The organism is Nocardiopsis sp. NRRL B-16309 (assembly GCF_001279585.1).
Taxonomy (GTDB): Bacteria; Actinomycetota; Actinomycetes; order Streptosporangiales; family Streptosporangiaceae; genus Nocardiopsis.
Genome location: NZ_LGEC01000137.1, coordinates 114,794 through 139,148 on the forward strand (window position 1 = coordinate 114,794; position 24,355 = coordinate 139,148).

The window sequence follows — 24,355 nt, forward strand, 5'->3', positions numbered from 1 at the left end:
AAGTACACCACCCCAGGTGGGAGCCCAACTAGCACGCGATGCCATGAAGTGCCAGTGGAACGAACCGTTATCGTTGGTCGTTTCCTACAAGCGACGAACAGGCGAACAATCGGTGCCGAGTGCCACCACCGCCTCCCGCGCGCGACGCCCGACGCGCGCACCGCCCACGGGCCGCGGCCCGCCCACGAGAGTTCAGAGGACCATCCATGCAGATCAGTGAGCTGGTCGCCGTCAAGCGGCTGCACCTGCGCTTCCTGACGGGAGCCGAGCACCAGCACCGCACCGTGCGCTGGGCCTACACCACGGATCTGCTGGAGCCCGCCCGCTACCTGCGCGGGGGCGAGTTCGTCCTCACCGGCATGATGTGGCGCACCCGGCCCCAGGACTCCGAGACCTTCGTGGCCTCCGTCGTCAGCGCGGGCGCCGTCGCGATCGGCGCGGGCACCGCCCTGGGCGAGATCCCCCCGGACCTGCTGGCCGCCTGCCAGGCACACGACATCCCGCTCGTGGAGGTCCCCTCCGAGACCTCCTTCGGCGCGGTCACCGAAGAGGTCCTGCGCTCGCTCACCCAACGCCGCTTCACCACCATCGCCGAGACCCGTGACCGCCACCGCCGCCTGATGGCGGAGGTCGCCGCGGGCGCCGACTTCCCCTCCGCCTTCGCCGACGCCGCCACCCAGGCCTCGATGCGGGCCTGGGTGATCTCCTCCACCGGCCGCCACGTGGCCGCCACCACCGAACCGCTGCCCGAGCACGACCGAGAGTGGATCGCCGCCCGCGCCCTGACCTGGCCCGCCTTCCCCCACACCACCCGCCTGCCCGTCGAGGGCGGCCGTGTGCTCACCGTCGTACCCGTCCAGGCCAAGGACTCCCATCCGCTGTCGAACTGGCTCCTGGTCTGCGCGGGCGACCACCAGGTGTGGGGCGACGAGGAGCACGAGGCCGTCGCCGAACTGGTGTCGGTGTCGGTGCTGGCGCGCAGCCGGGTCGAGGAGCGCGCCCTGACCGACGCCCGCCACCTGGAGGGCCTGCCCCGCCTGCTGGCCGCCCAGCGCTTCGACGAGGTCACCGCGCTCATGGACGGCACGGGCGTGGCCACCGGCACCGAGGACGCGGGGCACGTGATCGTCAGCGCCGTGATGATGCCCGAGCCGCGCGTCCCCGACCTGGCGCGGCGCGTGCTCACCGAACTCGTCGCTGACTGGCCCGGCGCGGTCGTGACCGGCGAGAACGACACCCTGGCCGTCGTCCCGGTCGAGGGCGGGGAGTCGCAGGCGCGCGAGCGCGCCGAGGAGATCCGGTCCGAACTCGTCCACCGCGCGCGCGTCCTGGAGGGCGGGCTGCTGGACTACCGGCTCGCCGTCGGCCTGAGCTCGGCCGCGCACGGCGTGCCCGAGCTGCGCGGAGCCGCCGTGGAGGCCCGGCACGCGCGCCGCCTGGCCGAGCTGCGCGGCGGTCGCTCGCGCGTGATCGCCGGGGCGGAGATCGACTCCCACGAGCTGCTGCTGGCCTCGGTGCCCGAGGAGGTGCAGACCTCCTACCGCGAACGCCTGCTCGGGCCGCTGGTGGCCTACGACCGCGACCACCGCTCGGAGCTGGTGACGACCCTGGAGCGGTTCCTGGAGCACTCCGGCTCCTGGCAGCGCTGCGCCTCGGCCATGCACGTGCACGTCAACACCCTGCGGTACCGGATCGGCCGCGTGGAGGAGCTGACCGGCCGCGACATGAGCAGCCTCGAACACCGCGTCGACCTGTTCCTGGCCCTGAAGCTGCGCGACTGAGCCGGCGCCGGTCCGGGCCCGCCCTCGCGGCGGGACGGGTCCGCCTCCGGGGCCGGACCCCGCGCCCGGTACCGCGTCACCGCCGCGCTGGTCGCGGCCGTCGGCGCACCCTCCCCGGTTCTGTCACCGGGGGAGGCTAGGGTGCGCGCGATGAGCACCGACCTCTCCACACCCCTGACCGCCGACGCCGACCTGTCCGGCGCGGACCTGCGCGACGCGCTCGCCAAGCCGATCGGACAGCGCCAGGAGTTCGTGCGCTGCGACCTGTCCCAGGCCGACCTGCGCGAGACCGACCTCGTGGACGCCGTCTTCACCGACTGCCGCCTGGACGGCGCCCGGCTGGAACGGGCGCTCCTGGACGGGGCGCGACTGACGGGCGGCAGCGCGGCGGGCGCGGCCTTCTCCGGTGCGGAGTGCGCCGACGCCCGGTTCGAGCGGGTGGACCTGGCCAACACGCGCTGGCAGAGCGCCCTGCTCACCGACGCGGAGTTCACCGGCTGCCGGATGACCGGGGCGGGCCTGACGTCGCTGCGGGGGGTGGGGTACTCCTTCGCGCACTGCAACCTCATGCTGGCCCGGTGCAAGGGCCTGTCCCTGCGGGGCCGGACGCTGGAGGGGCTGCGCATGGACGAAGCCGACCTGGCGAGCGCGGACCTGCGCGAGACCGTGTGGATGGAGTCGCGGCTGCGCGGCGCCAACCTCGTCAACGCCCGCTTCCAGGGCGCGGACCTGCGCGGCGCCGACCTGGGAGAACTCGCCCTGGACCAGGCCGGGTACCTGCGCGGGGCCACCATCAGCCCGGCCCAGGCGGGGACCATCCTCGGGGCGCTGGGCATCACCGTCGTGGAGTAGGAGCCGGGCGGCGCGGCCGGACGGGACGGGGGACGGGTGCCAGGGGGCGGCGGCCGGGTGCGTGCCCCCGCCCGCTCTGGCCAGCGGAGGCGAGGGCCCGCTCGGGTGGCCGCGCTGACGTGCGGGTCCGCTCCGGTCCCCGATGGCAGACATGTCCGGAAGGTGTCTTGCGGCGAACGGCGTTCGAAACTACGGTCAGTCGCGAACCGGGTTGTCGAACCGGTTCGACACCTCCTTGAGGAGAACCATGCACCCCCCGTTGACACGGGCGCTCGCGCGCCTGTCCGCCCTCACCCTGCTCGCCGGCCTCGTCGTCGCGGGCCCCGCCTCCCCGGCCAGCGCCGCCGACCTGACCCTCACCGTCGACGTCGGGCAGGTCGTGCGCCCGGCGACACAGGTCGCCGCCGGCGGCCTCTACGGCGTCGGCTCCGACTCCCAGCCGACCACGGACATGCTGCTGCCGCTGAACCCGACCAGCTTCACCCAGCCCCCGCCCGGCACCACCCACCTGGGCAACGGCGCCACCGAACCCTGCTGCGACGCGCTCGACGTGGGACACAACATCACCAGGGCCGGCGCCCAGCAGTTCATCCGCCTGCCCGACATCTATCCGACCTTCCCCTATGAGTGGCAGGGGTGGGGCGACTGGGAGCAGAAGGTCACGACCATGGTCGAGGACCGTCTGGCCGCGACCGACACGACCAACATCCACGGCTGGGAGCTGTGGAACGAGCCCGACTGGACGTGGGACACCGAGGAGGCGGGCTCCTTCAACGACGGCTGGACCCGCACCTACCGGCTGGTGCGCTCGCTGGACGCGGTCACCCCCATCGTGGGACCGAGCCCGTCGGTCTACCGCCACGACGACATGCTCGACTTCATGACCCACACCCGCGACACCGACACGGTTCCGGACGTGATCGTCTGGCACGAGCTCGACGACATGAACTGGGACTCCTTCGACGACCACGTCGCCGACTACCGCGCCATCGAGGAGCGGCTGGGCATCTCGCCGCGCCCGATCGCCATCAACGAGTACAACAGCTTCAACCAGATGGACGTCCCCAGCGTGGCCCTGCACTGGATGAGCGTGTTCGAGCGCCACGGGGCACGCGAGGCGCACCGCGCCTACTGGTTCGAGGCCGGGACCTTCGACGGGCTGTTCACCCTGGACAATGAGCCGACCGCCTCGTACTGGCTCTACCGCTGGTACGGGGAGATGACCGGCAACATCGTGCGGACGACCCCCGAGAGCTGGCTGGACGGCGTCGCCTCCTACGACGCCAGCCGCCAGACCGTCAACGTCGCCTTCGGCGGGGACTGGGGCGACAACACCGTGGACGTCACCGGCCTGGACGCGTTCGGCTCGTCGGTCGACGTGCGGATCCTGTCCACCCCCGGCTCGGGTCGGCACACCCACGTCTCCGCGCCCACCGTCGTGCGCGAGGCGACCATGCCCGTCTCCAACGGCCGGATCTCGGTTCCCGTGGACGGTATGGACGCCGAGGGCGCCTACCAGCTCCTGGTCACCCCGGAGGGCGGACCGGCCACGTCCTGGCAGCGGGTGTACGAGGCGGAGAACGCCACGGTCGTCAACGCGCAGACCAGGTCCTCCGGTGAGGCGTCGAACGGCTACTACGTCGGCGGTATCGACGGGGACGAGGACATGCGGTCGGACTCCTTCGTGGACTTCACCGTCAACGTGCCCGAAGCCCGCAGCTACACGATGGCGATCGACTACGCCAACGGCACCGGGGCGACCTCCACGCACGGGCTCGCCTACAACGGGAGCGACTGGTCCACCGTCTCCTACCCCCCGACCCCTGGGTGGGGGCGGTTCGAGACCACGAGCGTGACCGTGGACCTGCGCGCCGGATACAACGTCATCCGGCTGGCCAAGGGCTCACCGCACTTCGAGGGCGGTACCGGCTACGCCGAGATCGACAGCATCACCCTGTCCTGACGACCGCGCGCCCCGGGCGCGGCACCGGGCCCCGCCGCTTCGGCGGGGCCCGGTGGCCTTGCCGTGGGTGAGCGCCCAGGCGCCGCACAACGGCCGGGCCCCGTCACCGCGGTGACGGGGCCCGGCCGTTGGGGGAGGAGTGCGGGTTGAGGGGGTCAGTCGGACGTGCGCACCGCGTTGACCAGCGCGGACCATTCCTGGCAGTCGAACGACAAATGACCCAGGTCCCGGTTCCGGGTGTCCCGCACCGCTGTCGTGGCGCCCTCGGACACCTCGACGCAATGCCCTGTGTTTCCGCTGTAGCTGGACTTGTGCCAGTCGTTCACGTTGCTACTCCTTACAGCGATGCAATGAAGTCGAGGCTTTCGGCCGGTGAGAGCGCCATGCTGCATAGTGCTCCGAACTGCTGACGGCAGTCTGCCACGACTCGTGCGTCGGTGATCACCTGGCCTGAACCCGGTGTCTCCGCGTACACGAGCGACTCTGTATGGGTCATGTTGAGCAGGATCAGTGGGCCGTTCATCGCGCTGTGTGCGCCCCGGTCGAACGGGAGGATCTGGAGTTGCACATGGGGTAGTTGTGCCTTCTCCAAGAGAGCCTTGTACTGCTCCTTCATGACGGCTTCACCTCCCACGGGCCTGCGCAGGGTCGCCTCGTCCATCACGAACAGGGCCAGGGGAGGCTGCTCCCGCGCCAGGACTCGCTGGCGTTCGAGTCGCCCTTCGAGGTGGTGCTCCGCCTCATCGGGGCGGAGCGGCGGAAAGGCGGCGTTGACCAGTGCGCGCGCGTAGTCTTCGGTTTGCAGGAGGCCGGAGACGGCCTGCGGCTGGAACTCGTTGATGACCTGGGCTTTGGTCTCCAGTTCGGCGAACTTCTCCAGCCACCACGGCTGTGCCCGTTTCGCGCCGGGCCACAGGTTCAGTAGTCCTCCGTGGGCATCGAGTGCCCTGTCGGCGAGTTCCGCGAACTTCTTCGACGGCTTGCGGATCGCCCGTTCCACAGCCCCGACCTGCTGCTTCGACGTCCCGGTTCGATTGCCGAGGTCCTTTTGCGACATATCGGACAGTTCTCTCAGTCGGCGTAGTTCGGTGCCGAATTGGGAGATGGCGGCGTGCTCGGCGGGGGTTGTGCGACTGGCCATGGCTACAGGAAACCACGATCGACGCCAACAGGAAATGCCCTGGCGAATCTGTGATTCAGTTCCTGGCCACAGCTGGATAGTCTTTCGGCTGGTCAGGCATGGTGGATTCAGGAAACCGAGGGCGTGATGAACGTTCGAGGTTTCTGAGTCCCGATCCCGCCGTTCGGAGTCGGAAACGCACGGTTCGCGGCATATATGTGCCCGAATGGTGCGCCCGTCCCGTCCCCACCGCCATGGGGGCGGGACGGGCGACACGACAGCCTCGGCGACCACGGCCGGTGCCGAGGCGTGGTTTCCCACTCCCAGCAGAAAAGGGTGAGAACGTGCCTGATCGTACCGAAGTCCGGCTCGGCGAGAGCGTCATTCCCGGGCCGCCGAACACCGGTTCGCGGCGGGTTCGGAGGAATCTCCGATGACCATCGCGGCCATTCCGCTCCTCGACCCGCCCCGGCGACTCGTGACCGCCTCTCCCGACCATTGCGGCATCATCATCGGACACCACCTCGGCTACGTTTCGGTCGTCCGCAGGTGGGTCTCCCAATGCGCGAAGGTCACTCCGACCCTGGCCTATGAACTGTGCGTCGCGGCCAGTGAGCTCACGACGAACGCACTCCTGTACAGCCGCAGCGGGCTTCCCGGCGGACACACCACCATCGAGCTCTTCCACCGTCCGGCGACCCTCGTCCTGCGGGTCACCGACGAGGGGGCCTGCGACCGCGAGAACCCCTCCTACCCCAGGCCGCGCCGAGCGGACACCGAGGGCGGCAGAGGGCTCTCCCTGGTGGATCGGCTCGCCGACTACTGGGAATGGGACCACACCCCGGTCGGTGTGAGCGTGCGCGCGGTCTTCTCCCGCTCGCGTTCCGCGTGAGCGGAAGTCGCCGACCTCACGCGTTGCGGTGCAACCGCCGCAGCGCCAGGGCCACCTGGAGGCGCAGGCGCCCCGACACGTCGCGGACCGGCCAGCCCAGCACCCGCTCGGCCCGGCCCACACCCTCCTGGAGCGTGGAGTGATGCGTCCCCAGCGCGGTGGCGGCGGCCCGCAGGCTCGGCGCGGCCGCCACCGCGTCCAACGCCTCCAGGAGCACCGGGCTCTCGCGACCGACACGGTCCAGAGCGACCACGTCGGGGACGGGCTCGGAACCACGGATCACGGCGTCCGCGAGCACGAGCAGTCCGCCCAGCTCCTCGGCGTAGGCCACGCGCGGCCCCGGGTCGGTTCCCCTGCCCTCGGCGGTGAAGCGCAGCGCCCGCCGTGCCTGCGCCCAGGACTCGGGAAGCCCCGGAACCTCGACCGCCGGTCCGACCCCGGCGCGCTCGGGCCCCGGTACGGGCGCGTCGGCGGCGGCCACCACGCGGGCGGCCCCCTCCGGGGTCGCCACCGCGCGTACCGGGGTGTGGACGCCGATCCCCAGCCGCCGGGCCGCCCGTACCCGGACGGACTCGGCGACGTGCGGGTCGACCAGCACCTCGCGGAGCGCCTCCCGGCTGCCCTGGACCGGCCCCGTCAGCTCCAGGTGCGCGCGCAGGGCCGCTGAGGCCCGCTCCAGCACCATGGCCCCCACAGGACCCGGCTCACCCGTGCGCTCCAGCCACAGGACGCCGCCCACGGCCCGGACCGGAACGGAACTCCAGGACGGATCCGGGTCGGCCGCCGCGCGGTCGACCGACCCCTCCGGCGTCACGCGCAGCGCCACGCCGCGCGAGCGGTCCACGAACCCGGCGGGGACGCCCGTCAGCACGGCCGCGCCCCGCACGAGCGGTTCGACGCCCGCACCGGCCAGGGAATCGAAGTAGGCGATCACCCTGACGGCCTCGCCCGCCTCGGGGTCGAGTGCCGAGATCCTGCCGAGCAGCTCCCTCATGAACCCATTGTGCCGCTGATCAGGTCCCCAGGACCCGGCGCAGCCAGGTCGGCCGCTGGGCGACGGCGCTCACGCTCAGCGCCGCCTGGGGCGCGAAGCCGTCGAAACCGTGGAAGCCGCCCGGCCACACGTGCAGCTCGGCCGATCCCCCCGCCGCCCAGATCGCCGAGGCGTAGGCCACGACCTCGTCGCGGAAGGTCTCGGCCGAACCCACGTCCAGGAACGCCGGAGGCAGCCCCGACAGGTCCTCGGCGCGCGCCGGGGCCGCGTAGGGGGACACGTCCGGCCCGCCACGGCTCTCGCCGAGGAGCGCCGTCCATCCGGTCTCGTTGGACACCCGGTCCCACACGCCGACGCCCGCCATCTGGTGCGCGGACACCGAGTCGTTGCGGTCGTCCAGCATCGGGCAGATGAGCAGTTGGCCGGCGAGCCGGGGCCCGCCCCGGTCACGGGCCAGCAGCGCGGTCGCCGCCGCCAGCCCGCCACCCGCGCTGGCTCCGGCGACCACGACGCGGTCGGGGTCGATGCCCAGCTTCTCCGCGTTCTCGGCCACCCACACCAGACCCGTGTAGCAGTCCTCCACCGGCGCGGGGTGCGGATGCTCCGGAGCCAGCCGGTAGCCCACCGACACCACGGCCGCGCCCAGCTCCCGCGCCACCTCCAACAGGCCGGAGATCTCATAGCCCCGGTGCGAGCCCAGCATCATCCCTCCGCCGTGGATCCAGTACAGGGCACTGGTGGGAGCGGGGGCGTCCGTGGGCCGCCACACGATGACCGGTACGTCGGGCTCCCCCTCGGGGCCGGGCACGTCGTGGGCCTCCTCGGTGAACGCCCCGTCCAGGCTCAGGTCGTCGGGGGCCTGGAGCATCGGGGCGTCGTCCATCCCGGCCGACCGCATCTGCTGGATCATCTCGGCGGTGATGCTGGGCGGCACCTGCTCGTTGACCACGGTCAGGGCCGCGGCCAGCTCGGGGTCGAACGGTGGACGGGCAGGAGTGGTCATGGCGGCCTCCGGGCGTCGGCGGTGCGTGGTGTGTGCTGTGTCACCATTCTCGGTCCGCGAGGCGGGGAGCGGCAGCGCCGTGCGGCGGGCTACGACCGCCATCCGGCGGTGCCGGGACATGTAGGATTCGGCGCACCGAACGAGCGCGGTGAATCCTCTGCCCCGGAGTTCATGCCGCGGCGGATTCCGAGCCCAGGACTGAGAGCATGGCCGCGACTCACGACTTCCAGATCCCGTACTCACTGAACCACGTGTGGAACAGCCTGCCCGCTGCCGTGCAGCGCTGCACAAGGGCCTCCGGCAGGGGGAATCCGGTGCCCGGCGGTGGCTACCGCTACTCCTTCTCCACCGGGATGAGCCTGCTCACCTGGGGTTTCAGCGTGTTCGTCGACCTGCACCCCCTCCCTCAGGGGACGAACCTGCGCATCTCGCCCAAGATGAACTTCGGTGTCTTCGACTGGGGCGAGGGCCGGGAGGTCGCCACCGAGCTGCACCACCACCTCATGCAGACGCTCCAGGCCTCGCCCGGCGCGGGTCCCGCACCCGGACACGCTGCCGGACAGGGCCATCCCGGTCCAGGTCCGCACCAGGGCCACCCCGGCCAGGGCCCCGGTCCCGGTCACGCGCCCGGTCACGCGCCCGGTCCGCACCAGGGCCCCGCTCCACACCAGCGTCCCGGACCGCCTCCGGGCCAGGGCCCGCACCAGGGCCCGCCCCCGCGCCACGGTCCCGGATACGGCCACGGGCATCCCGGCCAGGGCTACGGCCCCGGTCCGGGCCCCGCGCGCTAGCGGAGCCCGGACCACGCGGCGAGGACTACCGGCCCAGTGCCTCGGCGATGGCGACGTGGACCGGCGGCAGCCGGTCCGCGCCGTCATCGACCGCCCACACGCACTTCTGGAGCACCCGCACCAGGGTCCAGGCCCGCGCCCGGTCACGCTCCAGACCCGCGACCCCCGTCAGCAGGTCGAAGCGGCGCCGCGTCTCCCCGCGGGCGTCACCCGTGGCCACCGCCTCGTCCCAGCGGTTGTCCAGCGCGGGCTCCAGGTCGAACGCGGGATCGCCCGCCAGCGGCTTGGGGTCGATGGCCAGCCACGGTTCGCGCCCGGCGCCGGGCAGCGGGGCCAGGACGTTCGCATAGTGCAGATCCCAGTGCAGCAGCCGGTCACCCGGCTCCGCCGCGATCTCGCGCGCCCGCGCCGCCAGGTGGGCCAACAGCGCCCCGTCGGCCTCCGAGCGCAGCCCAGCGGCCACGATTCGGTCGGCCCGCTCCGCCAGGTTGAGGGTCACCTGGCCGAGGTCCCGCAGACCGGCGGGCGCCGGGCGGGCGGTCAACCGGGCCAGCAGCCCGCCGATCACCGTCAGCGCCTCGGTGACCTCCACCCGGGACAGGTCCCGTTCGGGGGAGAGGGGCTCGAGCAGCATCGCGCCGGTGGCGGGGTCGTGGTCCAGGAGCCGCACGGCGCCGTCGCCCGCCCACGCGGCGAGCGCGATCGGCTCGCCTTCGGTCTCCTCGTCCACCGGCTGCACCTTGAGCATGGCCGCGGAGCCGTCCGCGCGCCGGACCGGTACGACCAGGGACACCAGGCCGTGCATGGGGGCGCCGCTGGGCCGCAGACCCCACAGGTCACACTGGCGTGCCGTCAGCCGGGGGAGGGCGGCGGCCCACTCCGGTCCGAAGATCTCGGTCGTGCTCGCGGCCAGCGCGGCGGGCACGGTGACGGCGGGGGTGGTTTGGCGCATGCCGGTTCTCCTTCGTCATGGTGTGGTTCGTGGTGACGAAGGAGGACCGGCGGGGCACGGGCCTAACGCATACCGAACACCTCGGGGTGTGGTCGTGGTCCGACGCTCCGACCCTACCGATGCGACCGCCCGACGGAGAAGGAACCCATGAGCACCAGCACCCCACCATCCGACGACGAGCTCTGGCAGGCGTTCGTCGAGGCAGAGCGGGAGGCGATCCGCCGCCAAGCCGACTTCCACAACACGGCCCGCGACCGGCCGGGGATCCTCAGAGCCGCCCTGGCCGCGGGTGCGGGGCCCTGGCAGCGGCGCGCCGCGCTCGACCTCCTCGCGGCACGCTCGGACGACGTCCCGGCCCTCCTCGAGGAACTCGTCGACCTCTCCCTGTCCCACGGCTGGGCTCTCGCGGCCCGACGGGCCATCGCGGGCCTACCGAAGGACGACCTGGTGCCCCTGCTCGAACCGCTCGTCCTGGAGCATCTCGACACCGCCGACGACGACGAGTACCTGCGCCTGGCCGAACTCCTGGTCCACGTCGAAGCGTGGGACCTGCTCGGCCGACTCGTGGCCCGCGCGCCGGTCACCGACGACCCCGACACCCGCGAAGCGGCCGACGACCTCACGGAGTCCTACAGTCCGATGTGGCGCGCCGAGCCGGACTGACCCGCGCACCGCCCCCGGCACGCCCGCGCTCGCCGCGGTGCGTCTTCGTGCCCGGCCGGAGCCCGGCCCTCGCGCCGGTCGGGTTTCTCCGACCCGGCCCGCGCCCGGTCGGGCACGGACCGGCCGGAGGCCGTTCCGGTGCGCTCCGCGCCCGGTGAGCGCTCTGTGCCCGCGCCCGCCTCGCTTGCCGGGCCGTGGGCCTTCGTGCCGTCGTACAGTCCCGGGACGTTCTGCGTCCGCCTCGCTGCTCACGCTACGGCCCGCGCGCACCACGGTCTTCGGACGCTTCCCCGGGCAGGCCGCGCGCCTGCGCACCGTCACACCGTCTCGGGACGCTGCGTACCGGCCTCCCCGGGCAGGATGAGGGCTTCGCCCTCACCCCCGTACACCAGCGACCAGGGCTGCTCACCGGCCCCCGCCGTGAGCCGGCCCTCCTCGCGCGCGCCCGCGAACACCTCCGCCGCGACCTCGGCGAACATCGCGGCCGCCGGATGGGCGCCCTCCGCCGGGCACACCGCCTCCGTCCTGCGCAGCAGCGGCGCCCCCGCCAGGGGCCGCCAGGCCAGGCGCGGCTCCCGCGCGGCCGTGGCCGCCGTCTCCAGGGCCACCCCGCGCCCCGCCAGCACCAGGCCCAGCAGGAACTCCGCGTCCCCCGCCTCACGGACCCGGGGCGGCACCCACCCGTGGTCACGGCACACCGCCAGCACCCGCTCGAACCACTCCGGCGCGGCCGTGCGCGCCGACACCACCAGGTCCCGCCCCGCCAGGTCGGCCAGGGACACCTCACGGGCGCGCGCCCACACCGAGTCGCGCGGCACCACCGCGCCCACCGGCGCGCTGCGCACCAGGCGCCCCACCAGATCGGCGCCGTCGAAGGGCGCCGTGACCAGACCGGTGTCCACCGCGCCCGCGCCCAGCGCCCGCACCAGCTCCGCGCCGGTCATCTCGCCCAGGTCCACGTCCAGGTCCGGCGCCCGGCCGGCCATGCCCTCCAGCAGGCCGCGCAGCTCCACCGCCGACGTCCCCGGCGGTACACCCGCCCGCAGAGCGCCCAGCTCACCGTCGCGCACCCGCCGCATCGTCTCCCGCAGCCGGGCCTCGGCGCCCACGACCTGGTGGGCCTGGTCGACGAGCAGCCGACCCGCCGGGGTCAGCTCCACACGCCGGCGCGAGCGGTCGAACAGGGCCACGCCCAGTTCGTCCTCCAATCGCCGCACCGACTGGCTCAGCGCGGGCTGGGCGATCCCCAGCTCCAGCGCCGCGTCGCCGAAGTGCCCCTCCCGCGCGACCACGAGGAAATACCGCAGATGACGTCCCAGATCCACGCGCCGACCCTATCCGGCGGCCTCGCTACCGTAGCCGGGGTGAGCACCACCGACACCCGCGAGCCCCGCGTGCACGTCCGCGACATCGACGGCACCGGCGAACTCGGCCACCGCGCCGACGAACCCCTCGCCCTGGCCTCCGTGGCCAAGATCCTCATCACCCTGGAGTTCGCCCGACAGGCCGCCACCGGAGCCCTCGACCCGGCCGAACGCGTCGTGGCCCGGCGCCAGGACCGCCTGGGCGGCTCGGGCACGGCCGGGTTCGCCGACGACGTGGAGCTGTCCCTGCGCGACTGCGCCAACCTCGCCATGACCATCAGCGACAACACCGCCGCCGACCTCATCGAGGAGCGGGTGGGCACCGAGCCCGTCCACCTGCTCGTGCGGGAACTGGGCCTGGAGCACACGCGCTTCACCGGCGGCCCCCGCGCCCTCCTGCGCGCCATGCTCGACGACGCCCGTGCGGCCGGGGCCGACCCCGCGGCTCCGCACCCGCCGGACCCCGCCCGCGTCACCTCCAGCACCCCGCGCGACCTCACCCGCCTGCTCCAGCTCGTGTGGACCGACGCCGCCGCACCGCCGCGGGCCTGCGCCTTCGTGCGCGAACTCATGGCCCGCCAGCTCGTGCGCGCCCGCCTGGCCTCGGGGTTCGCGCCCCCCGTCCACGTCAGCGGCAAGACCGGCACCCTGCCCGGCCTGCGCATGGAGGCCGGGGTCGTGGAGTACCCCGACGGGCACCGCTACGCCGTCGCCGTGGCGGCGGTGGGCGCCGAGGCCGGTGGGAACGGCCACGAGGTCGACGCCGCCCTGGGCCGGGCCGCCCGCGCCGCGGTGGAGGAACTGCGCGGGCGGGAGGAAACCGATCCGCGCGGCCCCGCGCTCCCCGACGGCCCCACTGACGTCATCCGATAGGCGAACACCTATCACCGGAACCGCCGGAGTTATTGGACGCCTGGTCAGAGCCCGTGGTCAGCTGTGCCCCGTTCACCTGAGAGACGACGAGACGAGGCCGTACATGTCCATGGGACGACGAGGATTCCTGCGCGGCGCCGCCGCTGGCGGCGCCCTGGCACCCCTGCTCGGGAACACCCCCGCCGCCGCGGCTCCGGCCGCCGCGCCGCGGCCGGGGGCGGGACAGGGGCCGACCTACCGGTGGCTGGGCGTCAGCGGCTGGCGGATCGACCTGCCCGAGCGCTCGGTGCTCATCGACCCCTACCTCTCCCGGTTCGACACCGGCCTGTTCGACCCCGACCGCACGTTCGACTCCGCCACGGCGCTGACCGTGGACGCCGCCGTCGTGGACCAGCACACCGCCGACATCGGCGGTGACGGGCTGATCCTGGTCACCCACGCGCACTGGGACCACTTCGCCGACGTCCCGCACATCGCCACCACCACCGAGGCCCGCGTCGTCGGGACGTTCACCACCAGCCTGCTCGCCCAGGCCATGAGCGTGCCCGCGGCCAAGACCTCGCCGGTCAAGGGCGGCGAGGTGCTCGACTTCGGGGACTGCGTCGTGGAGGTGGTCCCCTCCCTGCACAGCCGCAACCGCAACCACTCGCTGGCCTTCCCCGGCCACCGGACGGAGGTCCCCTCGACCGCCCCGGCCACCATCGCCGACCTGCCCGAGGGCGACACCCTCGCCTTCCAGGTCACGCCCGCCTCCGGCCCCTCGGCCTTCTTCATGGGCGGCAGCGACTTCGTGGAGCGCGCCGTCAGCGGACTCGCCCCCGACATCGCCATGGTCGCGCTGCCCAACACCTCCAGCACGCACGACTACGTGCCCCGCCTGCTGGAGGCGCTGGACCGCCCCCGGACGGTGGTGCCCGTCCACTGGGACCACTTCGAGCGCGAGCTCGCCAACCCGCCCGTGGACGGCACGGGCGAGGGCATGGGAGTCGAGGAGTTCACCCGCATCGTGCGCCGGGTCTGCCCGCGCTCGACCGTCCGGGTCCCCGAGTACCTGACCCCCTACACCTTCACCTGACCGGCCTCCGCCGGGTGCCCCCGGGCACCCGGCCGGTGCCGCGCCGCCGCGAACCGGCCGAGCGCTCCGACGGCTCCCGCGACAGCGCGTCCACCATGCCCCACAGGGCCGGCTTGGGCTCGTAGTCCTCGTCGAAGGGCGTGGCCGCGTCGTAGCCGGGGAACCACTCGGGGATCCAGGAGTGCGCGTCGCCGACCCCCCACACCGTCACCCCCCGGCAGCCGGACACGTCCAGGCACGCCGCCACGACGTGGCGGAACTCCTCCCGCTGCTCCTGGATCGCCTCCTCCGACACCGGTTCGGCGATGCGCACGTCCAGCTCGGTGACGGTCACCTCCAGGCCCAGGTCGGTGAAACGGGTCATCGTCTCGGCCAGGTTCTCGGGGACCTGTCCGTGCACGAAGTGGCTCTGGAACCCGATGCCGTGCAGCGGCACCCCGCGGTCCAGCAGATCCGAGGCCAGCGCGTACAGGGCGTCGGACTTGGCGCCGCCGCCCTCGATGTTGAACTCGTTGATGTAGAGCCGCGCCTCGGGATCGACCTCGTGCGCCATCCACAGCGCCTCGGCGATGTAGTCCTCGCCCAGCACCTGGTACCACAGGTTCTCGCGCAGGAAGGGCCCGCCGTCCTCGAACGGCTCGTTGATCACGTCCCACGCCCCGATCCGGCCCTGGTAGCGCCCCATGAGCGCCTCCATGTGCTCGCGCAGGACCTCCCGCAGCTCCGCGGAGGTCCAGACGCCCTCGGACAGCCACGAGGGCTGCTGGTTGTGCCACAGCAGGGTGTGCCCGCGCAGGTCCATGCCGTGGGACTCGGCGAAGTGGACCACCGTGTCCGGGCCGCTCCACTCGAACACGCCCCGCTCGGGCTGGACGTGCTCCCACTTCATGGTGTTCTCGGCGGTCAGCGACGTGTAGTGCCCCTCGACCACGTCCTGGTACCCGCCGTCCCACAGCAGCGGTTCGACCGCCACCGCCACGCCCAGGTCCACTCCGTGGGCCCGCGCCAGCGCCGGCAGTTCCCCGGCGTCCGTGGGCGGGCCGTCGTCGGCCCAGGGCTGTGTGAGCGCCAGCAGCGCCGTCACGCACATGATCGCGGTACATCCGGCAACGGCCATGACGAGGACCGCCCTTCCCCGGGTTCGCGACCGCCGCCGCGGACCGGCCCCCCTCGTGCCCGCGCCCATCGCTACCGGGGCCCCGTCGTGACGGGAAACGCCGAGAGCGAGCGCACGGTGAGCGTGCGCCGGCGCGTGGGCATCGCGGTGGGCCGCAGCCCCGGCGCGCGCTCGGCCAGGGCCCGCAGTGCGATCTGCCCCTCCAGCCTGGCCAGGGGCGCACCCAGGCAGTAGTGTTCGCCGCCGGAGAAGGCCAGGTGGTCACCGGCGCCGGTTCGGGTGATGTCGAAGCGGTCCGGGTCGGCGAAGTGGGCCGAGTCGCGGTTGGCCGATCCGATCAGGACCATCACCTGCCCGCCGCGCCGCACCCGCACCCCGTCCACGACGGTGTCGGTCCGCGCCCAGCGGCCGGTCAGCTGCACGGGCGAGTCGAACCGCAGGACCTCCTCCACCGCGCGCCCCGCCAGACCGGGGTCGGCCACCAGGCGCTCCCACTGGTCCCGGTGGCGCAGCAGCGCCATCATCCCGTTCCCGATCAGGTTCACCGTGGTCTCGAAACCGGCCAACAGCAGCAGACGGCACATGTCCCGCATCTCGGCTGCGCTCATCCGACCCGCGTCGGTGTCGGCCACCAGTGCCGAGACCACGTCCTCCCTCGGGTCCCGGCGGCGCTCGGCCATGAGCCGCTCGAACATCACGTCCAATTCTGCCGAGGCGTCCTGGATCTGTCGCAGGTGACGCGCCGACTGGGCACCGTCGAGCGCACCGCCCAGGAGGTTGCCGATCCGCACGAACTCCGCGTCGTCGCGCTCGGGCACGCCCAGGAGCCGGCTGATCACGGCGATCGGCAGCTTCTGGGCGAAGTCGGCCATGAGGTCGAATCCGCCCGGCGCCAGCGCCCGGTCCAGCAGCTCGGCGGTGATCTTCTCGATCTCCTCGGCGTATCCGCGCATCCTGCGGGGGGTGAACGCCGGCCGGGCCAGTGCGCGCAGCCGGGTGTGCTCGGGCGGGTCCATCTGGAGGAAGGACAGCCCCACCGAACGGAACTGGGCGGGGGAGGCGAAGCCCTCGGGCGGCCCGACACCGAAGTCGCGGCCCCGCAGGACCTCGCGCACGGCGGTGTGGGAGTTCGCGCTCAGGAACCCCAGCGAACTGGTGGCGACCGGGCCCTGGGCGCGCAGGCGGGCGTAGGTGGGATAGGGGTTCTCCCGCCAGGGCCAGTGCAGGAGGCGGCTGGGGTGGTCGCCCCGCTGGGCGGCCACCCAGGAGGCGCCCCGGGCCAGACGCAGCCGGGCGTCCACGCGCAGCGAGTCCGGGCGCAGGGTGTCGGGCAAGGGCATGGTGCAGGTCCTCTCTCGGGTCCGCTACCCGCCGGACGAGTGGGTGGACCCTGGCCAACGCGGCGCTCCGACACCGGCGGTGTGCGCCCGTGGCCGGGCGCACGTGCTCGTTCACGGCCAGACTAGGGCCACCCGTCGCGGGGGAGGGCGGCCCTCCACCGGTTGGCCGGGGCCGGTCATGGGGGAACTCGTGCGCGCGCCCACTCGTTGCCCGCTTCGCCTCGGTCCGACGGGTCTCGCGACACCGGCGCGAACACCTTCGACAGTTTGTGGATCCCACACGCCCTAGACTGGGCCCCTCCCGAGTGGGCGCGGCGCCCGCGCCCCAGGTGTGCCCGGAAAGGCGCACCGGGCGCGAACGGTCGTGATGGTCGGCCCGCGCCCGGCGGTTGGCTACGATCGCTGGGGCCCGGGACGACACACGGCAGAGTCGGAGGTTGAGGACGTTGGCTCCCTTGGAGAGCGCGGATCCGGAGAGGATCGGCCGGTACCGGCTGATCAACCGCCTGGGATCCGGTGGCATGGGCCAGGTGTTCCTGGGGCGTTCGGCCGGGGGGCGGGCGGTCGCGGTCAAGCGCATCCACCCGCACATGGCCGCCGACGCCTCCTTCCGTGAGCGCTTCGCCCGCGAGGTGACCGCGGCCCGCCAGGTCAGCGGCGCCTTCACCGCCCCGGTCATCGACGCCGGGCCCGACGACGAGGTGCCCTGGCTGGTCACCTCCTATGTTCCCTCCCTGCCGCTGGACGAGGCGATCCAGGCGCACGGTCCGCTGCCCGAGGCCAGCGTGCACGTGCTCGCGGCCGGGCTGGCCGAGGCGCTCACCGAGATCCACCGGGTCGGGCTGATCCACCGCGACCTCAAACCCGGCAACGTCCTGCTGTCCGAGGACGGGCCGCGGGTCATCGACTTCGGCATCGCCCGCGCCACCGACGGCACCGCCGCCACGCAGTCGGTCATCGGCACCCCCGGCTTCATGAGCCCCGAACAGGTCCAGGGCGAGGCGCTCGGCCCCGCCAGCGACCTCTTCGCCTACGGGGCCGTCCTGGCCTTCGCCGCCACGGGCACGGGCCCCTTCGGCGAGGGCAGCATGCCCACGATGGTCATGCGCATCATCAGCCGCGAGCCGGACCTGTCCGCGGTCCCGGAGTCGCTGCGCCACCTGGTGGCGGCGTGCCTGTCCAAGGACGCCTCCGGGCGGCCCAGCCCCGGTGAGATCCTCGACTACCTCGGCGACGTGCCCGCGGGCACGGCCTGGCTGCCGCCGACGGTGATGAGGGGCGTGCAGGAGCAGGTCGCCAAGGTCAACCAGGCGCTGTCGGGCTCGGCGAACGACCCCCAGGCCACCGGCGGGCACCGCCGCACCGAGGTCCTGGGCGCGGGCGGCGCCGCAGCGCTGGGCGGGGCCGCGGGTGCCGCGGCCGGAGCCGCCGCCGCGGGCGCGCTCGGCGACGACCAGGCCACCCGGATCGCCCCGGCGGGCGGCGCGCCCGCCGCGGGCGACCACGGCGCGACGTCGGTCATGGGCTCCGAGGGGCTCCAGTCCGGAGCCCAGGGGCAGGGCTACCAGCCGACCGCGCGGTTCCCCGCCACGCAGCAGCAGCCGGGGACGCCGCCCACGGCCCAGTACGGGCAGCAGCAGTACGCCCACGGCCAGGCCCCGTACGGCCAGGGCCAGGGGCAGTACACCCAGGGCCAGGGGCAGTACGGCCAGGGACAGCACGGTCAGGGGGAGTACGGTCGGCAGGCCCGTTCCGGCGGTGACGACCCCTACGCGGGGTTGTACGGAGAGCGCCGCGGCGGTGCCGACACCGCCGGGTACCAGCAGCAGGAGCAGCAGCGCCGGATGCAGGCCGAGCAGGCGCGGGCCCAGCAGCAGGCGGAGGAGCAGCGCCGCCGGGCCGAGCAGCAGCGGCAGGTGGAGGAGCAGCGCCGCCGCCAGGAGGCCGAGCGCGTGCACCGCGAGCGCCTGCGCGCCGAACAGGAGGCCACCCGCCGGGCCCAGGCCCAGGCGCGCCACGCCGACCAGCCGGGCGTGTGGGGCTTCGTCAAGCTGTTGCCGCTGCTGATCCTGCCGCTGGTCCAGATCCCGCTGGGCTACGGTGCCTCGCTGGCCTGGGAGTGGTTCACCACCGAGACGCAGCTGTGGAACGGCAGGGCCTTCGGCTTCGAGCCGCTGAGCATGGCCGGTTTCTGGAGCGCGACGATGCTCGGGTACTTCCTGTTCAACAACCTGGTGTCGCTGGAGTTCCTGGTGCGGTCGTTGCGCACGGCGTTCGTCACCGGCGCGGTGCTGGCCCTGGGGGTCATCGCCGCCACGAACTTCCTGCTGTACGGGTTCGGCTTCTGGGCCTGACCGGTCCAACCCCGCACGCGCGCGGCGGCTCCCGATCCGGGGGCCGCCGCGTTCGTCGTTTCCGGGACGCGGGATCCTTCGTGGGGATCCGGCCGCGGGGTCCGGCCCGGGGGCCGGTGGTCAGTGGGCGACGGCCTGGGCCGGGGCCAGCGAGATGTCGGTGACCTCGTGGTGGACCGGGCGGGTGGGCTCGGCGGCCGAGCAGGTGGTCGGGCACGCCCGGCCCTCGACGGTGGCGACCGAGACCGTGTACACGCCGCCGCCGTGGCCCAGGGTGACGCGTACCCCGGTCCCGGTCTCGCACTCGTCCAGGTGGACGACCTCGTCCAGGCCCACGGTGCCCAGGCGGGTGCGCAGGGCCGCCTCGGCCGCCTGGGCGGCGGGGGAGTCGGTGCAGCGGCCGCGGTAGTGGTCCGGGACGACCTCGCCGCGCTCGAAGGCGGCCACCGTGCGCACCGCCGAGTCCGGGTCCAGGCGGCCGAAGTACACCCCCTGCGGCAGGGCCACGAGGTTGGCGGCGAAGCGGTCGCCGCCCAGGTGGGTGGTCTCCCACACCTCGGCCTCGCCCCCGGCCAGCGCACCGGCCACCGGGCGGCCCAGGACCGCGCAGCACGGGTCCTTCTTGGCGTGGGTGCACACCAGGTACAGGGTGTGGTCGACCGGGGTGCCGAAGCCGGGCGGTTCGGGGCGCTCCGCGGCGGTGACGTCGTACTCCAGCAGTTCGGCGAGGTCGCGGAAGTCCACGCGCCGCACCCAGGCCCCGTCGCGGCCGGTGTGGGCGAGGTAGGCGCGCAGCGGGCCGCCGCCGTCGGTGCGGCTCCGGCCCGGGCGCTTGATGAGCTGCGGCTTGACGTCGCGGCCGGCCAGGCGCCGGGCCATCTCGGCGACGACCCCGCGGTCCAGGCCGGGGCTGAACAGGGCGGGGTGGCGCCAGGGCCCGTTGTGCTCCACCAGGAGCCAGCCGCCGGTCCGGCCGGCCGTCCCGGCGATCTGCTCGCCGGTGTAGCGGGCCAGGGCCGAGCATCCTCGGCTGCCGTCGGGGGCGGTGGGCAGGCGCACGGTCGCGTCCAATCCGGTCGGGGCACGGTCGGGGGCAGGCGCAGGGGGCGGTCGCGGGAGCACTGCGCGCGTCCCGTCACCCTACTAAAAGGTAAGGCTAGCCTATCCATCCTCCTGGGCGACTCCCCGGTACGCCGTGTCGGGGCCGGGGTGCGCGCGAGCGCCCGTGGTGCCGGAGGTGCGGCTGTGACCAGGTGAATTCATCCCACCACCAGCTCGTTCACGTGCCCGAAATGAACCCCGTCGACGTCTTGACCCCGTGACTCGGATCACTTATGTTCGCTTAAAGAACACATGTTCGTAGCTCGCACAAGTTGGCCCTGATCTGCCTCTTCCACCGTTTTGGAGTTCCCATGCGCCGTCCACTGGTCGCCCTCACCTCGGGCGCCGCCCTCCTGGCCGCCACCGCCTGCGGGGCGCAGGGGGCGTCCTCGCAGGAGGACGGCGAACTGACCACCCTCACCGCGGGCGTCATCCCCATCGTCGACGTCGCCCCCGTCTACCTCGGCGTGGAACAGGGCATCTTCGCCGAGCACGGCATCGACCTGCAATTGGAGTCCGGCTCCGGCGGCGCCGCCATCGTCCCCGGCGTCATCAGCGGCGAGTTCGACCTCGGGTTCAGCAACCTGGTGTCGCTCATCGTCGCCCGTGAGGAGGGGCTGCCCCTGGTCACCCTCTCCAACGGCGCCACCACCGTGGGCGAGCAGGGCGCCGACTTCGGCGGTGTCTTCGTCCCCGAGGACAGCCCCATCGAGAGCGCCGCCGACCTGGAGGGCGCCACGGTGGCGATCAACAACCTCAACAACATCGGCGACACCACCGTGCGCCAGTCCGTGCGCGAGGCCGGGGGAGACCCCGCCGGGGTCGAGTTCCTCGAACTGCCCTTCCCGGACATGCCCGCCGCCCTGGAGACCGGACAGATCGACGCCGTCTGGGCCGTGGAGCCCTTCGCCTCGATCATCCGCGAGTCCGGCGAGCGCGAGATCGCCTCCAACTTCGTCGACACCCACGAGAACCTGTCCGTGGCCGCCTACTTCGCCGCCGAACCGCGCGTGGCCGAGGACCCCGAACTCTTCGACGACCTCACCGCGGCCCTGGAGGAGTCCCTGGCCTACGCCGAGGCCAACCCCGACGAGGTGCGCTCCGTCATCACCACCTACACCGAGATCGACCAGAGCGTGATCGAGGAGCTGACCCTGCCGCGCTTCCCCGCCGCCATCGACACCGACTCGGTCCAGACCCTCGCCGACCTCATGGTCGAGGACGGCCTGGTCGACACCGAGCCCGACCTGGACGCGCTCTACCGGTAACCCGCGGACGCGCGCGACCGCTGGCCCGCGGACGCGCTGCCCCCACCCGGCGCCGGGCCCTGGCCACCCGAACCCCGCGGCCGCCCGACCCCCCGGTCCGCCCGGCACCCCCCGCCGGGCGGGCCACCCGCCCGACGCACGCGATCCAGGAGACGTTCGACCATGACCCGACCGCACCGGACGACGATCCCCACCACAGCGGCCGTCAACGCCCTCCCCGACTCCGCACCCGACCTGGACACGATGATCCGATGACCGCCACACCCGCCACCCGGGCGCCCGACCCGCCCGCGCCCGCCGTCCGCCGCCGGCGCGGCCCCACCCGCGCCGACCTGGGCCGACCCCTGCTCGGGGCCCTGGGCATCCTGGCCCTGCTCGCGCTGTGGGAGGCCGTGCCGCGCCTGGGCGTGGTCTCCGACCGCTACCTGCCGCCCGCCACCGACGTCCTGGCCGCCCTGGGCGTGCGCGCCACCACGCCCGGGTTCTGGACCGCGGTCGGCGACACCCTCGCCGGCTGGGCCCTGGGCCTGGCCATCGCCTTCGCCGCCGCGGTCGTGCTCGGCTTCACCCTGGGCGCCCTGCCCCGGGTCCGCGCCTACACCACCTCCACGGTCGACTTCCTGCGCCCCATCCCCTCGGTCGCGCTCATCCCGCTGGCCGTGCTGCTCTACGGCACCGACATCCGCTCCACCCTGCTCCTGGTCGTCTACGCCTGCTTCTGGCTCATCTACATCCAGGTGCTCTACGGCGTCGCCGACGTCGACCCCGTCGCCGAGCAGACCGCGCGCTCCTACGGGCTGGGCCGACTGGCCCGGGTCCGCCACGTCGTGTGGCCCACGACCCTGCCCTACCTCATGACCGGGGTGCGCCTGGCCGCGGCCGTCGCCCTCATCCTGTCCATCACCGCCCAGCTGATCATCGGCTCCCCCGGCATCGGCCGGGAGATCGCCGTCGCCCAGTCCAGCGGCGCCGTCGAGTCCGTCTACGCCCTCATCGTCGCCACCGGCGCGCTGGGCGTGGTCATCAACACCGGCGTGCGCGTCCTGGAACGGCGCGTCCTGCGCTGGCACACGTCCGTCCGCGGGGAGGCCACCGCATGAGCCAGCCCACCCAGACCGGCCCGGCCGCCCCGGCTCCCGCCGGGTCCGCGCCCGCGCCCGCCCGCGGCGCCCGGCCGCGGCGCCCGCACCGCGGCGGCGCCGCCCGGCGCGCCGGGAGCCGCGCGCTCCACGTCCTGCTCCTGCCCGTGGTGCTCATCGGCGTCTACGCCTACGCCAGCGCCACCTCCAGCAGCTACTACACGCCCACGCCCGACCTCATCGCGTCCGCGTTCGTGGAGCTGTGGTTCTCCGAGCGCCTGTTCGCCGACGTGCTGCCCAGCATCGCCCGCCTGCTCACCGGCTTCACCCTGGCCGCCCTGATCGGGGTGTCCCTGGGCGTGCTTCTGGGCATGTCCTCACGCGTGCGCGCCACTCTGGAACCCGTCCTGGAGTTCCTGCGCGCCATCCCGCCGCCGGTCCTGGTCCCGCTGATGATCCTGCTCGCGGGTATCGACGACTCCATGAAGATCCTGGTCATCGTCTCCGGCTGCGTGTGGCCGATCCTGCTCAACACCGTCGAGGGCGTCCGGGCCGTGGACCCGGTCCTGGCCGACACCGCCCGCTGCTACGGCATCGGCGGCACCACCCGGCTGCGCGTGCTGGTCCTGCGCTCGGCCAGCCCGCAGATCATGGCGGGCCTGCGCCTGGCCCTGGCCCTGGCCATCATCCTCATGGTCATCAGCGAGATGTTCGCCAGCTCCAGCGGCCTGGGCTTCGCCATCGTGCAGTTCCAGCGCAGCTTCGCCATCCCGGAGATGTGGGCGGGCATGGTGCTGCTGGGCCTGATCGGCTTCGCCCTGTCCGCGCTCTTCGAGCTTGCCGAGAGCCGCGTCCTGTACTGGTACCGCGGCCTGCGCGCCGCCCACCGGGGGGAGTAAGCGCCATGAACCACCAAGGAGAACACGGCACCATGCTCAAGGTCACCGGACTGCAGAAGGTCTACCGCGGGGGAGCCACGGAGGTGGAGGCCGTCCGCGACCTCACCTTCGACCTGGCCGAGGGCGAACTCGTCTGCCTGGTCGGGCCGTCCGGCTGCGGCAAGACGACCCTGCTCAAGTGCATCGCCGGGCTCATGCCGCCCACCAGCGGCACGGTCGAGCTGGCCGGGCGGCCCGTCACCGCCCCGCCGCCCGACATGGCCGTGGTGTTCCAGGAGTACGGCCGCAGCCTCTTCGCGTGGATGAGCGTGCGCGCCAACGTCGAACTCCCGCTCAAGGAGAAGAAGCTGGGCAAGGCGCGCCGCGCCGAGCTGGTCGCCGAGTCGCTGGAGGCCGTGGGCCTGACCGCGTTCGCCGACGCCTACCCCTGGCAGCTCTCGGGCGGCATGCAGCAGCGCGTGGCCATCGCCCGCGCCATCGCCTACGAGCCCCAGGTCCTGCTGATGGACGAGCCCTTCGCCGCCGTGGACGCCCAGACCCGCGCCGACCTGGAGGACCTCATCCGCGCCATCTGGCGACGCATGGGCGTCACCGTCCTGTTCGTCACCCACGACATCGACGAGGCGGTCTACCTGGGCGAGCGCGTCCTGGTGCTGTCGTCCTCGCCCACCGTCGTCCAGGACGACATCACCGTCGACCTGCCCGCCGAGCGCGACCAGCTCACCACCCGCCAGGACGAGCGCTTCACCGAGCTGCGCGCCCGCGTCTACGCCGAGATCCAGCAGGCCAAGAACAGCGCCAAGGGCGCCCCCGAGAACCCGGCCGACGGCGCCGGTACCGGAGCCGCCCGCGCCTCGACCGCCGTGCACTGACC

Annotated in this window: 22 protein-coding genes; 13 read left to right on the top strand and 9 right to left on the bottom strand. The window is 73.3% G+C overall.

Annotated features, from left to right (window positions below; all coding sequences use genetic code 11):
- Window positions 1-206 precede the first annotated feature (206 nt).
- The 3 genes from ADL05_RS28105 to ADL05_RS28115 all read left to right on the top strand — a co-directional run bounded on the left by ADL05_RS28105 (window position 207) and on the right by ADL05_RS28115 (window position 4,596).
- Complete coding sequence (locus tag ADL05_RS28105) at window positions 207-1,781, top strand: PucR family transcriptional regulator (RefSeq protein ID WP_053620036.1); 1,575 nt, start codon at window positions 207-209, stop codon at window positions 1,779-1,781.
- Window positions 1,782-1,931: 150 nt separating this feature from the next.
- Window positions 1,932-2,633 carry a pentapeptide repeat-containing protein gene (locus ADL05_RS28110; protein ID WP_053620037.1) on the top strand — a complete coding sequence of 234 codons (702 nt, stop codon included), beginning with the start codon at window positions 1,932-1,934 and terminating at the stop codon, window positions 2,631-2,633.
- A 247-nt stretch (window positions 2,634-2,880) separates the two neighbouring features.
- Window positions 2,881-4,596 (top strand): CBM35 domain-containing protein, encoded by a 1,716-nt coding sequence (locus ADL05_RS28115; protein WP_053620038.1) that lies wholly within the window; start codon window positions 2,881-2,883, stop codon window positions 4,594-4,596.
- 155 nt (window positions 4,597-4,751) lie between these two features.
- Here the strand turns inward: ADL05_RS28115 and ADL05_RS30180 are convergent, their stop codons facing one another.
- Together ADL05_RS30180 and ADL05_RS28120 are read right to left on the bottom strand one after the other, a co-directional pair.
- A complete protein-coding gene (locus tag ADL05_RS30180) occupies window positions 4,752-4,922 on the bottom strand; it encodes a DUF397 domain-containing protein (RefSeq protein WP_231640934.1) in 171 nt (56 codons plus the stop codon).
- An 11-nt stretch (window positions 4,923-4,933) separates the two neighbouring features.
- The gene (locus ADL05_RS28120) at window positions 4,934-5,737 is read right to left on the bottom strand and encodes a helix-turn-helix transcriptional regulator (protein WP_082376951.1); all 804 of its coding nucleotides are present in this window, start codon (window positions 5,735-5,737) and stop codon (window positions 4,934-4,936) included.
- Window positions 5,738-6,149: 412 nt separating this feature from the next.
- Between ADL05_RS28120 and ADL05_RS28125 the strand changes: the two genes are divergently transcribed.
- A complete protein-coding gene (locus ADL05_RS28125) occupies window positions 6,150-6,608 on the top strand; it encodes an ATP-binding protein (RefSeq protein ID WP_053620039.1) in 459 nt (152 codons plus the stop codon).
- A gap of 16 nt (window positions 6,609-6,624) precedes the next feature.
- Here ADL05_RS28125 and ADL05_RS28130 read toward each other — a convergent pair whose 3' ends face one another.
- Together ADL05_RS28130 and ADL05_RS28135 are read right to left on the bottom strand one after the other, a co-directional pair.
- Complete coding sequence (locus ADL05_RS28130; protein ID WP_053620040.1) at window positions 6,625-7,602, bottom strand: helix-turn-helix domain-containing protein; 978 nt, start codon at window positions 7,600-7,602, stop codon at window positions 6,625-6,627.
- A 19-nt stretch (window positions 7,603-7,621) separates the two neighbouring features.
- Entirely contained in the window at window positions 7,622-8,605 is a 984-nt protein-coding gene (locus ADL05_RS28135) for an alpha/beta hydrolase (protein ID WP_053620041.1), read from the bottom strand.
- A gap of 206 nt (window positions 8,606-8,811) precedes the next feature.
- Here ADL05_RS28135 and ADL05_RS31410 point away from each other — a divergent pair, with 206 nt between their 5' ends.
- Entirely contained in the window at window positions 8,812-9,396 is a 585-nt protein-coding gene (locus ADL05_RS31410) for a hypothetical protein (RefSeq protein ID WP_197285963.1), read from the top strand.
- 25 nt (window positions 9,397-9,421) lie between these two features.
- On the opposite strand, the gene ADL05_RS28145 is transcribed toward ADL05_RS31410, so the two are convergent.
- Window positions 9,422-10,348, bottom strand: coding sequence for an aminoglycoside phosphotransferase family protein (locus tag ADL05_RS28145; protein ID WP_053620042.1), 927 nt, complete (start codon window positions 10,346-10,348; stop codon window positions 9,422-9,424).
- A gap of 147 nt (window positions 10,349-10,495) precedes the next feature.
- Here ADL05_RS28145 and ADL05_RS28150 point away from each other — a divergent pair, with 147 nt between their 5' ends.
- Complete coding sequence (locus ADL05_RS28150; protein WP_053620043.1) at window positions 10,496-11,011, top strand: hypothetical protein; 516 nt, start codon at window positions 10,496-10,498, stop codon at window positions 11,009-11,011.
- A gap of 317 nt (window positions 11,012-11,328) precedes the next feature.
- On the opposite strand, the gene ADL05_RS28155 is transcribed toward ADL05_RS28150, so the two are convergent.
- On the bottom strand, window positions 11,329-12,336 hold the full coding sequence (locus ADL05_RS28155; protein ID WP_053620044.1) for a LysR family transcriptional regulator: 1,008 nt from the start codon (window positions 12,334-12,336) through the stop codon (window positions 11,329-11,331).
- 39 nt (window positions 12,337-12,375) lie between these two features.
- Here ADL05_RS28155 and ADL05_RS28160 point away from each other — a divergent pair, with 39 nt between their 5' ends.
- A complete protein-coding gene (locus ADL05_RS28160; protein ID WP_053620090.1) occupies window positions 12,376-13,248 on the top strand; it encodes a serine hydrolase in 873 nt (290 codons plus the stop codon).
- A 103-nt stretch (window positions 13,249-13,351) separates the two neighbouring features.
- Window positions 13,352-14,323, top strand: a complete 972-nt coding sequence (locus ADL05_RS28165; protein ID WP_053620045.1) for an MBL fold metallo-hydrolase — start codon at window positions 13,352-13,354, stop codon at window positions 14,321-14,323.
- On the opposite strand, the gene ADL05_RS28170 is transcribed toward ADL05_RS28165, so the two are convergent.
- Window positions 14,316-15,440 (bottom strand): endo-1,4-beta-xylanase, encoded by a 1,125-nt coding sequence (locus ADL05_RS28170; RefSeq protein ID WP_053620046.1) that lies wholly within the window; start codon window positions 15,438-15,440, stop codon window positions 14,316-14,318. The two genes, ADL05_RS28165 and ADL05_RS28170, sit on opposite strands and share 8 nt — an antisense overlap.
- Before the next feature lie 71 nt (window positions 15,441-15,511).
- Window positions 15,512-16,780, bottom strand: coding sequence for a cytochrome P450 (locus ADL05_RS28175; protein ID WP_053620047.1), 1,269 nt, complete (start codon window positions 16,778-16,780; stop codon window positions 15,512-15,514).
- Between the two features lie 437 nt (window positions 16,781-17,217).
- On the opposite strand from ADL05_RS28175, the gene ADL05_RS32355 reads away from it, so the two are divergent.
- The gene (locus ADL05_RS32355) at window positions 17,218-19,134 is read left to right on the top strand and encodes a serine/threonine-protein kinase (RefSeq protein WP_304437804.1); all 1,917 of its coding nucleotides are present in this window, start codon (window positions 17,218-17,220) and stop codon (window positions 19,132-19,134) included.
- A 120-nt stretch (window positions 19,135-19,254) separates the two neighbouring features.
- On the opposite strand, the gene ADL05_RS28185 is transcribed toward ADL05_RS32355, so the two are convergent.
- Window positions 19,255-20,193, bottom strand: coding sequence for a sucrase ferredoxin (locus ADL05_RS28185; RefSeq protein WP_053620091.1), 939 nt, complete (start codon window positions 20,191-20,193; stop codon window positions 19,255-19,257).
- 353 nt (window positions 20,194-20,546) lie between these two features.
- On the opposite strand from ADL05_RS28185, the gene ADL05_RS28190 reads away from it, so the two are divergent.
- From ADL05_RS28190 to ADL05_RS28205, 4 genes are all read left to right on the top strand, one after another.
- On the top strand, window positions 20,547-21,503 hold the full coding sequence (locus ADL05_RS28190; protein ID WP_053620049.1) for an ABC transporter substrate-binding protein: 957 nt from the start codon (window positions 20,547-20,549) through the stop codon (window positions 21,501-21,503).
- 251 nt (window positions 21,504-21,754) lie between these two features.
- On the top strand, window positions 21,755-22,603 hold the full coding sequence (locus ADL05_RS28195; RefSeq protein WP_053620050.1) for an ABC transporter permease: 849 nt from the start codon (window positions 21,755-21,757) through the stop codon (window positions 22,601-22,603).
- Window positions 22,600-23,481: an ABC transporter permease gene (locus tag ADL05_RS28200; protein ID WP_082376953.1), complete on the top strand. Its 882-nt coding sequence runs from the start codon at window positions 22,600-22,602 to the stop codon at window positions 23,479-23,481. Before ADL05_RS28195 ends, ADL05_RS28200 begins: the two co-directional genes overlap by 4 nt.
- A gap of 5 nt (window positions 23,482-23,486) precedes the next feature.
- On the top strand, window positions 23,487-24,353 hold the full coding sequence (locus tag ADL05_RS28205; protein ID WP_369801005.1) for an ABC transporter ATP-binding protein: 867 nt from the start codon (window positions 23,487-23,489) through the stop codon (window positions 24,351-24,353).
- Window positions 24,354-24,355: the final 2 nt, after the last annotated feature.

What these genes read in the sequence shown, in the direction of transcription:
- ADL05_RS28195 (WP_053620050.1), top strand. Translation starts at nt 21,755, where the DNA reads ATGACCGCCACACCCGCCACCCGGGCGCCCGACCCGCCCGCGCCCGCC.
- ADL05_RS28165 (WP_053620045.1), top strand. Translation starts at nt 13,352, where the DNA reads ATGTCCATGGGACGACGAGGATTCCTGCGCGGCGCCGCCGCTGGCGGC.
- ADL05_RS28120 (WP_082376951.1), bottom strand. Translation starts at nt 5,737, where the DNA reads ATGGCCAGTCGCACAACCCCCGCCGAGCACGCCGCCATCTCCCAATTC.
- ADL05_RS28170 (WP_053620046.1), bottom strand. Translation starts at nt 15,440, where the DNA reads ATGGCCGTTGCCGGATGTACCGCGATCATGTGCGTGACGGCGCTGCTG.
- ADL05_RS28205 (WP_369801005.1), top strand. Translation starts at nt 23,487, where the DNA reads ATGAACCACCAAGGAGAACACGGCACCATGCTCAAGGTCACCGGACTG.
- ADL05_RS28110 (WP_053620037.1), top strand. Translation starts at nt 1,932, where the DNA reads ATGAGCACCGACCTCTCCACACCCCTGACCGCCGACGCCGACCTGTCC.
- ADL05_RS28135 (WP_053620041.1), bottom strand. Translation starts at nt 8,605, where the DNA reads ATGACCACTCCTGCCCGTCCACCGTTCGACCCCGAGCTGGCCGCGGCC.
- ADL05_RS31410 (WP_197285963.1), top strand. Translation starts at nt 8,812, where the DNA reads ATGGCCGCGACTCACGACTTCCAGATCCCGTACTCACTGAACCACGTG.
- ADL05_RS28115 (WP_053620038.1), top strand. Translation starts at nt 2,881, where the DNA reads ATGCACCCCCCGTTGACACGGGCGCTCGCGCGCCTGTCCGCCCTCACC.
- ADL05_RS28200 (WP_082376953.1), top strand. Translation starts at nt 22,600, where the DNA reads ATGAGCCAGCCCACCCAGACCGGCCCGGCCGCCCCGGCTCCCGCCGGG.
- ADL05_RS28130 (WP_053620040.1), bottom strand. Translation starts at nt 7,602, where the DNA reads ATGAGGGAGCTGCTCGGCAGGATCTCGGCACTCGACCCCGAGGCGGGC.
- ADL05_RS28125 (WP_053620039.1), top strand. Translation starts at nt 6,150, where the DNA reads ATGACCATCGCGGCCATTCCGCTCCTCGACCCGCCCCGGCGACTCGTG.
- ADL05_RS28145 (WP_053620042.1), bottom strand. Translation starts at nt 10,348, where the DNA reads ATGCGCCAAACCACCCCCGCCGTCACCGTGCCCGCCGCGCTGGCCGCG.
- ADL05_RS28105 (WP_053620036.1), top strand. Translation starts at nt 207, where the DNA reads ATGCAGATCAGTGAGCTGGTCGCCGTCAAGCGGCTGCACCTGCGCTTC.
- ADL05_RS28190 (WP_053620049.1), top strand. Translation starts at nt 20,547, where the DNA reads ATGCGCCGTCCACTGGTCGCCCTCACCTCGGGCGCCGCCCTCCTGGCC.
- ADL05_RS28175 (WP_053620047.1), bottom strand. Translation starts at nt 16,780, where the DNA reads ATGCCCTTGCCCGACACCCTGCGCCCGGACTCGCTGCGCGTGGACGCC.
- ADL05_RS28150 (WP_053620043.1), top strand. Translation starts at nt 10,496, where the DNA reads ATGAGCACCAGCACCCCACCATCCGACGACGAGCTCTGGCAGGCGTTC.